Here is a 13,762-nt window from a genome sequence, read left to right on the forward strand (position 1 = left end):
TCGAAAAAGGCTGATATGAGACATTAATCGCTGCTGCCGATGGTGAGAACCTGTATTTGATTGAGTGGTAGATAAGTTAGTGTCATTGTCGGTGGTTGAATACTTTCAATGCGATAGAGATCATCTAAAATTGTTTTTTCTCGAACGACATACGTTTGTTCATTACGACTTAAAAAGACCTCCCAGATACCGTCTTCCCATTTTTTCCCAAGAACGCTGTAAGGAATCGGTGGTGCAACCGGAGTTTGTGGGATTTGAGGCGCCATCTTTACCGGTGCCGCTGGTGTAGTCCAAGTTTGACTATTAAAAAAGCTATTAGCCTGTTTTTCTGAATGATCGTACTCGCCTAAAAGTGCTGCACGGTTAATTAGACTTGCGATTACGGGCTGAGCCTTATTCATTGATGCCAAGCCAGCACTCATATTGCGCTCGTGGGTCTCGTTCGTCAGGCTTGCCGTGCTCGATTTGTTGCCGACTTGGTTGGCAACTGTTTTTGGCTCCTTGCCTGGCATGGGGGCTGCAATGGTGGATGTGGGCGTTTTGTCGCCAAACAGCGCGAGCCATGCTGCAATCAGAAATAATCCACCTAACAGAAGATGCTTTGTTTTCATTCGAATACCCCTTCCGACGAAGAAACTACCTTGCTTCGGGAGTTTGGGGTCAGGTACAAGGTAAAGCGCAAGCGCGCTTCGAGCAAAGAGTTGCCAATCACTTCGCGTTTGAAGCTGATTTCATCAAGAGATGTGAAGGGGAGAGCGATCAAGGTGTCACGGCAAAATTGGCGTATTTGTAAGTAGGAGCCCTTTAGCGGCAGAGTGACTTGATAGCGTCGAAACTGGTCGTTAGTTTCTGTCGCAGGACGATATTCAGCGCTGCTAAGGGTGATGCCCGCTTTGTTAGCGGTATCGAAGATCACCTGAAGATATTGTTCGTTAGATTGATACTGACCTAAGTTGTTAGCGAAGCTGGCGATTCTTTGTTCATTCGTCGACATCGATACGATATTTTTTGAATCTGGCGCAGTCCTTATCGTGGGCTTCAACTGGGTTAATTCGTTGCTTTGTTTGATTAGTTGATGTTGCAGATTGGGTATGAAATGAAAATATCCGTAAATGTTCACCAGCATTAAGGTAAGTAGAGCCGAGCCCAAAATTTGATGGGCTGACATTTGAAGTTGAATGCGCAGGAAAAATTTCTTAAAATTAATTGTCTTCATTTTTCTACTTGCTCCCATTGAGCCAAAAACTGAAATCGCAAGGGCTTGTTAATATCCTGCTCCATGATTTCGTGCTTAAGTAAGATGACGTCAAGGAAAAATTTCTGTTGCTTCAATAATCTGATATACGCGATCATGTCTTCGCTATTTTTAGCCTCGGCTGTTCCCTTCATCAGATTTTTTTTTGCTTCTGGTTCGATCGCGAGCAAAGCAATATGCGAAGGCGTCGCGGATTCCAGCGTACCGAATAAGTCATTCCACGGTAGATTAAGTTGAAATGTCGCTTCATTGATAGCTTGTGCTTGCACATTCGTAATACTGATGCCTTCTTTTGCCATCTTATTTCTGGCGGCTTCGTTCATAAGACCTTGAGCGTGGCGTACATCAATCTGGCTTCTTTTAAGCAGCATATTGAGTCCTATCAGCTGCGTGCATGTCATTGTCGAAATGACGATGAGAATAATGAGGCAGAGCCACGTCAGGGCTTTAATTTCATGTACAAAGCGGACCAATGTTAGTGGAGCAAAATTAATTTTGACCGGATTCATTTTTTGCTCCAACTGTTTGCCAACCGCATTGCTTCGGATTGCGTGGTAATCGTTAATTGTGCGAAGCGTTTGTCTAGCTTGTCTAATGAATCGTAAGAAATGTTAGATGCCGCATTTGATTCTGTATCTAGCCAGAGCTTGGGCGGCTGCCCAGCGTAGAAAAATATCGTAGGAATCTCTGAATTGTGACGGAAAGCTTCACGTTGTATCGTGTCGTGCAACCAGTTTTTATCTTGTGTCTCTTTGTCTGAGTAAGTGCATTTATGTAGTCGAGAAATCCTGTTACCGCTGAACATGACAAGATCTAGATTGCCGTCGTTAAAAATTCCTAACCATGGATTACCTGACATTTTCCCGCGTAGACAATTGATATACGTAATGAGTTGTGGTTCTATTTTGAGCAATGACAAGTGGCGTTCATCGGCGACTCTCTTTAGTCCCGTCAGTAATGCGCGGGGAATTGCACACGCCAAAAATGGATGTTTAACTTGCCAGTCAGCCGAGATCTCCCAAGTGCTAATGGCTTCACCGAAAAGTGTGGAAAAACGAACTTCAGCCGCAGCTTGACAGTCTTGGAATCTGCTTGCATTGGACGGCGGTGTGACCATAAAAAAGCGTACCCAACTATTTGATAAGAAAATATTGGTTTTGAGCCTTTGGCATTGATTTTCAACTAGAAATAGACTCAAGTCAGATAGGCAATTTTCGACGGTGTCTTGTTTGAAAGTGTGTTCTTTAACGACGTGATTTTGCTTTTTTAGTAGGCCGCTTGAGTGAACTAAGGCGATATCAGATTGACTCAATCCTATATGTAGAGTGTCTGTGAAAATAGTGAATGGATTACGCATGTAAAGTCACTCGTTTGATTTCATCGAGAGTAGTCTCTCCACGTTTGACTAAGCCTAGAGCTGCTTCGCGCAGAGATCTCGTGCCATTTAAGCGCGCTGCTTCTTTAATTTGCCGGATTGGACGTTTTTCAATAATGAGCTCCCGAATTTCATCATTGAGTATCAAGATTTCTGCGATAGACCGACGACCTTTGTAGCCAGTGCCACGACAGTCGCCACAGCCTTCACCTTTTCTAAATTGGAATTCACTGATATGTTCCGGACTAAGATTGACTCTGTCTAATTCGCGTGTACTGGGGCTGTATGCTTGGGCGCAGTGCGGACAATTGATTCTGACTAATCGCTGCGCCCAAATGCCATTGAGCGCGGAAACAAATGCATAGGGATCGATTCCCATATGTGAAAAACGTCCGAACACATCGAACACATTATTGGCATGTACGGTGGTTAAGACGAGATGCCCCGTGAGCGCAGATTGAACTGCAATTTCTGCAGTCTCTCTGTCACGAATTTCGCCGACCATAATTTTGTCGGGATCATGTCGCAGAATAGAGCGTAATCCCTTGGCAAAACTTAGCCCCTTTTTCTCATTGACGGGTATTTGCAAAATACCTGCTAGTTGATATTCAACGGGGTCTTCAATGGTGATGATTTTGTCGCGTCCGTTATGTATTTCTGTTAATGCTGCGTACAGCGTTGTTGTTTTTCCAGAGCCGGTTGGACCGGTCACTAGTAGCATGCCATACGCTTCTTCCGCTAATTGACGCAAACTGCTTAAGGACGCAGCATCAAAACCTAAAGACTCTAAACTCAGTGAGCCATAGGCTTCTATCATGGCTCTTTTGTCGAGAATACGAATCACTGCATCTTCACCGTGTATGCTGGGCATAATTGAGACGCGTAAATCGATCTCACGTCCGGCGGCTTCTACTCGAAAGCTGCCATCTTGGGGAATGCGACGTTCGGCGATATCTAATTCGGCGAGCACTTTAAGGCGAGAAATGACATGTTCAGCGGTTTCTATTCCCGTTACTGAAGTGGCATGATCGAGTACGCCGTCAACCCGATATTTGACCGCCAATCCATTCGTTGTACTTTCTAAGTGGATATCGGAAGCACCAGCTTTGAGTGCATCATATAGCGTGGAGTTGACTAGCTTAATGGCGGGGCTGGCGGCGGCACTGACCGATGTGAAAGACAATATTTCAGTTGTTTTTCCATCTCGCCTTTCATCTACCTTTTCATCACTAGCTGACGCTAGACTATCTGTTGCCCGTACCGATTCTTCTTGTTTTGACAGGTAAGCTTGAATATCTGCTTGTAAAGCGAGGCAATATTGTATGGGGGATTTTGCCTGCGTTTCTAACCAGATTTGCAGGTCCGCATTAAATGGATCACTAATGACACCTATAAGTTGATCTTCTTGGTTACGCAATAGTACACAATGTTTTTGCATAGCTTTGCTTAATGGCAGCAATTCAAAAACAGCGGAATGCGATAACATTTCTGCTGTTTCGAGTACATTCAGACCAAATGGTTTTGCTAATTTCTTTACCAGTTCTCTCGGGCACAAGTTAGTGATTAATTCAAGTTCAGTCACTAGGTTACAATCATTGAGCAAGGCGTTTTGACGCGCTCTTTGCAATAGCTCATTACTGACCTCAATGGTTGACTCTTCGTTGATAGGCGGCGTCACGACAAACTCCCTGCAAGATCAAAAATAGGCATGTACAGGAGCACTACGATAGTTCCTACTATGAGTCCAATGGCAGCCATCAATAAGGGTTCAAACATGCGTGTAAATCTATCTATCCAACGGCTAATTTCTCCATCATAAAATTCGGCTGATTGCGTCAGCATTTGCCCCATCTCACCAGAGCGCTCACCGACCCTTAACATGCGCAAAGAAATCGAGGTTGTTAAATGATTGCGCTCAAACGCGGTTGATAACGGCGTACCGGATTGGATCTCTGATGTCGCTATGAGTAAGGCACGCTGGATATTGTTTGACACTATGCCTTGTACTGTATGCATAGCAGGAACAATGGCGATGCCGCCTTCTAACAACATTCCCAATGTTAGATAAAGTCGAGATAACTCATAGGTACGAATCCGCTCTCCAATGCCGGGCAAATTTTGAATACCGCGTGTGATCGCTCCCGTGTTAAGTAAGTGACGGATGACAATCGTCCCGATCAGTAAGCTGATGGCAATTGTTGAGATCATCGTGGAAGTATGGGAGGCGGCGAATTGTCCCCAATCGAGTAAGAGTTGTGACATCCAAGGCAAATTACGTCCCGCACCTTTATAGACTTGTGCGAAACGCGGGACGACATAAGCAATCAAGAACAAGGATACCGTGCCGCCGACAATAAACAAAATGATGGGGTAAATCGAAGCACTGATGATTTTGCTACGTACCGCATCAATGCGTTGTTGGTAGTTAATATAGCGTTCTAACGAACGTGGGAGATCGCTGGTTCCCTCTGCTGCTCTAATAATTCCCACATAGAGTGGGGGAAATAGATCTGCTTGTTCTCCAAGTACACTGGAAAAGCGTTTCCCTTCACGCAGACCGTCTAGCAGCCTGGAAATCACGGAGCGATTATTCGCATTCGATTCTTTCTCTATCAGTGCTTCCAGACATTCAACAATAGATAAACCAGCTCTTAATAGGGCGAGTAATTCTTGGCTAAACAAGACAACAGACAGTTGTTTTCCTTGCCCTTGTCTAGAATTAAAAGTATTCAGGAGTGCTGGTTTGGCTGGACTAATTGCGGTCGTATGTAATCCACATGCAGCCATTTTTCTACGTACGTCATCTTCATCAACGGCATCGACTCTATGCTCACTAATAAGGTTATCGGATGATAGTGTACGGACTTCGTAGAGCATGGAATAGATTCCAATTTTTGTACTACTGATTTAAATTTTTGTTCAAACTGGTGCGTCGCAAGTATATGTTAATTGGTGATATCTACATCTTCACCGGTACCACCTGGTTGCCCATCCTTGCCATAAGAAGTGATATCGAAATCTTTGTTGGTTCCTGGCGTACGATAAATATAGGGATTGCCCCAAGGATCCATCGGGATTTCTTTGTCCAGATAGGGCCCATTCCATTTGGTCGACTCGCCAGCCTTATTGAGTAAGGCAGCCAGACCTTCTTCTGAAGTCGGATATCGACCCACGTCTATCCTGTAGGTGTCCAGCGCTTTCTTAAAAGCACCAATTTGCGCTTTTGCGACTGTGATTTCAGACTTCCCTAATTGGGCAAAATATTTAGGGCCAACATAGGCAGCTAAGAGACCAATAATGACAATGACAACCAAAAGTTCCAATAATGTAAAGCCATTATTCTTGAAAGCGAGGTGCTTTGTTGTTTTGGAGGAGTTGAGCGACTTAGATGGATTTCTATCCATTTACTGTCCTTTTTGGTTGTATTAATTAGCTTCTCAATGAGTAAATTTTTTTTGAGTTGCAAATATTAACACTATATTGATTTTTTAAAAATATATTTGTATGAAGTACATCCAACTCAAATTATGCAAAACGGATTAGAAATAACAAGACACTAAGTGTGTGCGTTGGTGCACATCAAACTCGAAAGCGGTTGATGGCACCATGCGGCCTCAATGTTATTGATCGATCCGATGCCCAACAATGACAACGACGGTCGCCGTCATCGTATTCTGAAGATGTCGTTCAAGGTCCAGAATTGGTCGGACTATGACGCAGGATTACGGCGGCGTGGGAGTTTGACATTGTGGATGGAAGGTGCCACAGTCAATCGCTGGCCAAGTGTCGGGCGACAAGATCAGGCTCGTTATCGTGAAATCGCCATTGAGACGTGTTTGATGCTGCATTCAACATTCAAAATGACCCTGTGACAAATCGAAGGATTGACGGCTTCTGTGCTGATACTGATGAACCTGCAGGTCACGGCACCGGATCACACATAGTCAGTAGGCGGACGGTGGGGCTGACGGTAGCGAAGTCAATATACGCACCAAAGGGGCCGCTGCATGTGTCATTGGCAACACAGGTTTGCAAGTCTTTGGCGCGGGACAAAGGCTGGAGGATAAACATGGCGCGAAGTCGCGCCGCAGCCGACTCAAACTACATCTGACCGTCGATGCCGATACAGGCGTGATTGTCGCGCAGATCCTCAATGAACAGCATACGGATGAACCATCTCAAGTGGGGCCACTACTCGATCAGGTCGACGAAGAAATCGATAAAGTGATAGCCAATGGTGCCTATGATGGCGCGCCCACTTTTCAGACGATCGCGCAACATGGCGATAATATCAAGGTGCTTATCCCACCTCGAAAGACCGCCGTTTCTGTTGCAAAATAGAGTTCGCCAAATCAGCGTGATCACCATCTTAGCAAGATCACGACAGAGGGGGGCGTGGCAAAAAGCCACTGGTTATGGTCAACGCGCTCTGGTCGAAACCACGGTGGGTCGTTATAAATCGATCATCGGTCTTTGACTGCGTGTGCGCCGATTCGAAGCGCAACAAACCGCGGCCACCATAGGAGCTGTTGTGTAAATCGCATGCTCGCTGCCGGACGCCCGAGCTCCGTTCGTAGCCAGAAAGTTCCTGTGTAAATGATCCGAGCTTGGGGTGCTTTCGCCTTCAACTATTAAGTGCACCAACGCCTCAATGCATGGTAGTATTGTGATATGTCTCAATTGCAATATTAAATGTTATGAGGCGTCGCAAGAGACGTCAAATTCAAGGGGTCTGGGTTGTGAATAAACTATTGAACACTATCGTACATGGTATCTCTGCGTGTGCATTTTTATTGTGCGCTTCTGCTTCATCGCAAGCCCAAGTTGCGACACGTCCTGAAGTCACACTTGGTGCTCAATGGCTGGCATCACAAGTTAAAGTTGATGGCAGCCTAGCCAGCGAACCTCAATCTGTTGCCACCTCACTACAAGTTCGCACCGAAGTGGCTCAAACGCTAAAATTGTTTGGAGCAATACCAAGCCATTTGACCGACGCTATTAGTCTTGAGACAGAGGATAATACTGAATACCTATCCCGACAAATAATTGCGCTTGTCGCTGCAGGGCAGGGGGGCAGTACGCTCAACAATACTGTAAGCGCGCTGGTAGCGAAGCAGAACCTCAATGGAGGTTTTGGTGGCGCACTCGGTTATGCCAGCAATCCTTTGGATACTGCGTGGGCCTTGTTGGCATTTCATGCCAGCGGACAAACAACATCCGTTCCTACCGCACTAGATTTTCTGAAATCGACACAACTGGCGAATGGATCATTTTCGATAGCCAAAAATGCGGATCCCTATACTAGTGCCTATGTACTTGCGGCACTACAGCTTTATGCCAGTTCGTATCCACTGAATACGACAATTGAGTCGGTGACCAATTATCTGGTCTCGCAGCAAACAGCACCTGGCGTTTGGAATAACTCCCCATGGCTAACGGCTATAGTGTATTCCGCACTACATAATTTCATTGCTTTGGAGCCGACGGCATCGGCGGTCAAGAACTATCTGGTAGGGAGTCAGCAGATCAATGGCAGCTGGTCGGGCGATCCGTATGGAACAGCTCTGATCTTGCGGGCTTTGTCGCTGTCAGATATTGCACCGAACAACCCAACGCAAGCGACAATTCAAGGTAAGGCAGTCGATGCTCAGACCGGTCAACCTCTCGCTGGAGTGACCATCGCGTTGAGTGGCGCCATGACCGGTAGTACCAATACGGGAACGGATGGCGTCTTCATTTTCAGTAGCCTAACGCCGGGCACATATGGTTTCACAATTAGCATGCCCAGTTATGGCACGCTTACCACCAGCACTATTGTAAAAGCAGGTCAGACTCTGGATCTGGGGACGACCCAATTAAGCAAGATTCAGAATGCTACTACCGGCACAGTCCGGGGTAGCATTAAGGATGCAACGACGGGGCAACCTCTAGCAGGCGTTACGGTTACCGTGACTGGGCTGGGCGCTTCGAGTTTGACAGACGTAACAGGTATCTATCAAATCGCCAACGTGCCAGCCGGCCCTGTCGCTTTACAAGCGACTAAAACGGGTTTTGCGACAGCTTCTGCAAGTAACACTTTGAGTGCTGGCGGTATTTTAATATTTTCCCCTGCGCTTTCAGTGGTAAGTACTCCACTTACGTCCTCGACGGTACAAGGCACTATTATCGATGCCGTGACAGGCATGCCATTGGCTGGCGTTGCTGTAACGATAAGTGGGGCAAACAGTGGCAACACGGTGAGTAACGTTCAGGGTGTTTACAGCTTGGCCGGGCTTATGCCAGGCATGCAGACAATCGTGATGCAACTTGCTGGATATGACATGGTAACGGGATCCGGCATACTTGAAAAAAATAGCATTCTTACTTTTTCACCTAAGTTATATGCCACAGCTACTTCACCGCCTGACGCCAATAAATCTGGTGTAACCGGTATTGTCATTGATGCTGGTACCAATGCTCCTATAGCAAACGCGAGCATTACGCTTACTGTTGATGGGCAGGTTCAAAACTTCGCGAGCGGTACGGATGGTCGTTTCATTGTGAAGGGAATCACAGGCGCGAAAGCTACTATTGGTTACGTAATGCCGAGCTACCAAGGCGCGACTATTGAGGTTGTATTGCAACCGATGCAAATGCTCGATCTGGGTCAAGTTCGTCTACGTCTCGATAAAGTAGAGCAGCTCTCGCCTGATCTGACGGTTCGATCAGTTAGTAGAGCAAGCGCGGTTACTGATACACAGAACTTGCAGGTGTCAGGTAGTGTTAAAGCGAAGATTGCCAACATCGGCACAGCAGCAGGGAGTGCTGGCGTTGAGGTAATTGCATTTCTCGATGTGAACCGTAACGGGATATTTAATTCCGATGTCGACCAAATATTGGGGCGTTCTACTATGCCTATCCTTGACGTTAAGGCTGAGGTCGACGTGACGATTCCGGTGCGCGGCACACTGCCATTTCGCGATGCGCCAATTCATGTTTGGGTAGACAGTACTCAAAGTGTTATTGAGACGAACGAAAATAATAACACTAGTTCAACAGCTGTCGCTGCAGAGATTAAGCCGGATATTGGAACTTTTGAACCGGTTTTGAAATGGCATTGGAAGGGGAGTACTCTTTTCCCTACACACAACTCAGTCGAAATGGCGCCAGTCGTTATGCATACGCATGATAACAATGGCGATGGCAAAATCAATGCGAAGGACACCCCCAATATCGCCTTCATGACATTCAATTGGAATAATTGGAATGCTCCGGGTGTTTTTCGTATTATTGATGGGCGGAATGGCTCCGATCTGGTGGCAGTTCAAAATCCGAATGATATTGCATTGAGTGGATGGCCGAGCATTGCCGCAGCAGATTTGAACGGTGACGGTTTGGTGGATTTTCTAATACCTACGCAAGATGGTCGTCTCGTTTCACTCAACAACAACGGTCAATTTAATTGGGTTGCGAATTTACCGACCAACAACTCTATGTACTACACATTCGGTGGGCCGAATATAGTCGATCTTGATGGAGAGGGGCATCCTTCGATTTTGTTCGGCCCCTATGTACTAAACTCTGACGGCACACTCCGTTGGAAAGCACAAGGATCAAATGTAGGCGGGCAAAACAGCATCGATTACGGGACGATTGCTGCAGATTTAGATCTGGATGGATATCCAGAGGTAATTATCGGTGCACAAGCTTACGACCGAAATGGCACGCTGCTTTGGAATAACTCTATTGGTGACGGCCTTACTGCGGTAGGCAACTTCAATAGTGACCCCAATCCCGAAGTTGTGCTTGTAAGCAAAGGGCGCGTATATCTATTAGATCACCTTGGTAAAATTATTTGGGGGCCGGTGTATCTTCCGGGTGGCGGCAATGGTGGGCCGCCAACCATTGCCGACTTCAATGGTGATGGCAAGCCCGGGATTGGAGTTGCCGGTGCCGGCATGTACACGGTATTTCGAGCTGATGGCTCAATCCTTTGGTCGACACCTGTTCAAGATTATAGTAGTTCGCGTACAGGCTCTACGGTTTTTGATTTTGACGGTAACGGCACCGCAGAAGTGGTCTACAGCGATGAAACAAAACTCCATATCTTTAACGGCTCGACTGGTGCGACGGTATTCGAGCAACCCACAAAATCTTCTACTGCTGCTGAATATCCGGTCGTTGTAGACCTAGATAACGATCATCATGCTGATTTGATTGTTCCCGCAAGTTCGGGCACACACTCCGGAATAAGAGTATTCCGTGATGCGCATAATTCCTGGGTCAACACTAGATCTATTTGGAATCAATACGCCTATCACATTACAAACATCAACGATGACGGTACAGTGCCGCGTAAAGAGCTAAATAGCTGGAAAGCCAACAACACATATCGTTTGAATGCGCGACTTGGTGAGTCAGCGACAGCAGTACCGGATGTTACGACCTCCTTTATTCGTATAAGCGATCACGGTGGACAAACGCCCTCGTCCATTACCGTTCGCGTCGGCAATGCCAGTAGTCTCGTGCTCAATGCGGGTGTAAAAGTTGCTTTCTACAATGGACCACCCGCTTCTGCTGGCGCATTGATTGATACCATCGCCACAAGCCGCGACTTAGAGAGTGGAGAATTTGAGGATGTGACGCTCAGCTATGCAGGTTCACTCTCTGGTGTCAGCACGCTAACCATCGTCGCCGATGACGATGGTACCGGAAAGAACAGCCTCACCGACTTCGACCGTAGCAATAACACGGTCTCAAAACAATTGTCGGCATTGCCCGGTTCCTTTACTTTGGCCGTGAGCACGGACAAAACGAGTTATAGTGCCGGCACAGATGTTCAAATTATGGCGCCGGTGTCTAATCACGGCAGTTTTGATGGATCAGTGCGAGCACGCTTTGTGATCCAGTCCATAGATGGTGTGCAAGTGATGACTCTTCCTGTGCAAACCGTACAGGTTGCGCGTGGCGGACAACAGAGTGTGGTGCAAACGTGGAATACGGGTGCGATCTTTGCTGGACCCTATCAAGTCAAAGCACAACTGATCGATGATAACGATATACCTTATGCTGAAACGTCGAGCGCATTCTCGATTACTTCTGCCATTATCGCTTTGAACGCGAACCTGAGCAGTGACAAGCAGATATATCAGCCTTACGATACCGTTAAATTGACCGATCGTTTGATCAACATGACAAGCAATGTTTTACTTAACGACCTCCAAGTCACCACTTCGGTTAGAAATCCGGACGGCACGCAACGTTTCATCAAGACCGAATCGTTAATTCAGCTTGCGCAAGGTCACATAAAGGATTACGTCTACACTCTGCCATTGGTTATGGGCGCGTCTGGTGTTTACAGTGCGGAACTCACAGTTCATTCCATAAATGGTTCATTAATGGCACAAACGAGCACCTCGTTTAAAGTTGCATCGAGCGCAGATGCAGGCAGTGGCTTGAGCGGCGTCATAACTGTCGCGCAAAAGCAAGTATCGCAAGGCGATGCAGTCGTTTTCGACTTCAGTGCCACCAACAAAGGTAATAGTGCGCTTGTCGATTTGCCGCTTAAAGTCAGCATTGTTGATCCTGCAGCACAAAAGATTCTGGCTGAGTTCCCTTATACGCAGACATTAAGCGTAGGCGGGAATTACACAGCAGCATCGAATTGGGTGAGTACCGGCGCCAGTGGCGCAAAATATGTCGCCGTTCTTTCCGCAATGGTAGGCGGCAAGACGCTCACCTTGGCTCAAGATGGATTTGAACTTACTTCTGCGCGGGTCAAGCTAGACATCACGCAGCAAGCAAGTGCCTGGCAAAACTTGTTGGTGTACAGCGCATGTAAACGTGCTGCCGACGATGTACTTGGTCAATGCGGTGCCAAGACAATTCCGATCGAAAGTGCAGCTAGTCTTGCAAGCTGTGACAATACGCGGGCGACCGCCTTGAATACCTATTTAAATCGACTGAGTGTCGCCCATAAAGTGACAAGTTCTCCCGTTGAATTCTTGCAGAACCTACGTTCGGGTCTCTACAACAGTTACTGGATCAGTAATGGTGCGACTGCGATGCTTGAGCCAACGGTTTCCGAAGTAAGTGCGGCAGTGTATCGCGGACATGGGTTATTGATTGATGGATTAAGTGACAGCCGTAACCTACAGCTGACGCAATGTGCAGGCATTAATTACCAAGGGAAATATACCGTGGCAGATCAAATGTTGAACATCACAGGTGATTTATTGAATCCGAGTACGGGAAACTTCAGAATCACTGCACTTCCAGTGAAATTGAGTGCGATTAATGGCGCCACGGCACAAGCAAAATTAGGCACATCGCCCATGACCGATGGCATCATTAGTGGACTCTATGGTAGCGGCAAGACACTCACCTACAGTTTTGATCTCGCAGAGACTTTGCGCGCGCAAACGCAAGAAAGTCGCTGGTTAGCGCTTACACAAAAGAGCTTCGGCTATCTCGAACCTGCTATCACCAATAGCAATCAATATAGTGCAGGGCAAATTTTTACGGTCGTCAGCAAGATCAAAAACGAAGGGCAGGCGGCAGAACTACAATTGAGCCAAACCCTGCCAGTAGGCGCGCAAATCATTGCCACAGAACCAGCCGCCAACCAAGCTGGAACGACCGCCACTTGGCGTCTGAATTTGCTAGCCAATGTTGAGCAGGAATTTAAGCTAAGACTGCGAGCGCCAGACACGCCAGGTAATGCAAGCATTGTGACAACGACCAGTGTCATCAAAGACACCGTCGCCACGGTATTCAAAACTCAAAATTTTGACATCGTGGTCGAGAGTGCTGATCAATTACTCACCCAATTGATCAGTCGCGTCACTGATCTGAGTTTGACTACGCCAGAACAATTGGCAGCGCAGCGCACGATCTTAGCGGAACTGAATCGCACAAAACTCGCACTTGCAGCGACTCGTTTTGACGAAGCTTTGCGTCTCTTGCTAACAGTACAAAGCAGAATCAAATTGATTGATAGTGGTGGGATACAACCGAGCGCATTGGCGCACTTGATAGGTGCCGTTGAATGGCAGCGCGTGAAGTAAATAGATGCTCGCTTTTTTTGCGCCAGCCTTTCGTGCCAATGGCCGGAAGGCTAGCAACAGAAATAGATATTCAAAGAAATCGAACAA

Annotated in this window: 8 protein-coding genes and 1 pseudogene; 2 read left to right on the top strand and 7 right to left on the bottom strand. The window is 46.9% G+C overall.

Annotated features, from left to right (window positions below; all coding sequences use genetic code 11):
• Positions 1-23: 23 nt before the first annotated feature.
• The 7 genes from H8K55_RS09020 to gspG all read right to left on the bottom strand — a co-directional run bounded on the left by H8K55_RS09020 (position 24) and on the right by gspG (position 6,034).
• The gene (locus H8K55_RS09020) at positions 24-611 is read right to left on the bottom strand and encodes a hypothetical protein (protein ID WP_186941763.1); all 588 of its coding nucleotides are present in this window, start codon (positions 609-611) and stop codon (positions 24-26) included.
• Complete coding sequence (locus H8K55_RS09025) at positions 608-1,216, bottom strand: type IV pilus inner membrane component PilO (RefSeq protein WP_186941764.1); 609 nt, start codon at positions 1,214-1,216, stop codon at positions 608-610. The genes H8K55_RS09020 and H8K55_RS09025 overlap by 4 nt, the downstream gene beginning before the upstream one ends.
• Entirely contained in the window at positions 1,213-1,626 is a 414-nt protein-coding gene (locus tag H8K55_RS09030; protein ID WP_186941765.1) for a hypothetical protein, read from the bottom strand. The genes H8K55_RS09025 and H8K55_RS09030 overlap by 4 nt, the downstream gene beginning before the upstream one ends.
• Before the next feature lie 134 nt (positions 1,627-1,760).
• Complete coding sequence (locus H8K55_RS09035) at positions 1,761-2,612, bottom strand: hypothetical protein (RefSeq protein ID WP_186941766.1); 852 nt, start codon at positions 2,610-2,612, stop codon at positions 1,761-1,763.
• The gene (locus tag H8K55_RS09040; RefSeq protein ID WP_408057960.1) at positions 2,605-4,308 is read right to left on the bottom strand and encodes a GspE/PulE family protein; all 1,704 of its coding nucleotides are present in this window, start codon (positions 4,306-4,308) and stop codon (positions 2,605-2,607) included. Before H8K55_RS09040 ends, H8K55_RS09035 begins: the two co-directional genes overlap by 8 nt.
• Entirely contained in the window at positions 4,305-5,507 is a 1,203-nt protein-coding gene (locus H8K55_RS09045) for a type II secretion system F family protein (RefSeq protein WP_186941767.1), read from the bottom strand. Before H8K55_RS09045 ends, H8K55_RS09040 begins: the two co-directional genes overlap by 4 nt.
• 68 nt (positions 5,508-5,575) lie before the next feature.
• Complete coding sequence (gene gspG, locus H8K55_RS09050) at positions 5,576-6,034, bottom strand: type II secretion system major pseudopilin GspG (protein WP_186941768.1); 459 nt, start codon at positions 6,032-6,034, stop codon at positions 5,576-5,578.
• Between the two features lie 276 nt (positions 6,035-6,310).
• On the opposite strand from gspG, the pseudogene H8K55_RS09055 reads away from it, so the two are divergent.
• Positions 6,311-7,226: pseudogene (locus H8K55_RS09055) on the top strand (IS5 family transposase).
• Between the two features lie 143 nt (positions 7,227-7,369).
• Positions 7,370-13,675 (top strand): carboxypeptidase regulatory-like domain-containing protein, encoded by a 6,306-nt coding sequence (locus H8K55_RS09060; RefSeq protein WP_186941769.1) that lies wholly within the window; start codon positions 7,370-7,372, stop codon positions 13,673-13,675.
• The last annotated feature ends 87 nt before the right edge of the window (positions 13,676-13,762 follow it).

This window comes from Affinundibacterium flavidum (assembly GCF_014284175.1).
GTDB lineage: Bacteria > Pseudomonadota > Gammaproteobacteria > Burkholderiales > Burkholderiaceae_D > Undibacterium > Undibacterium flavidum.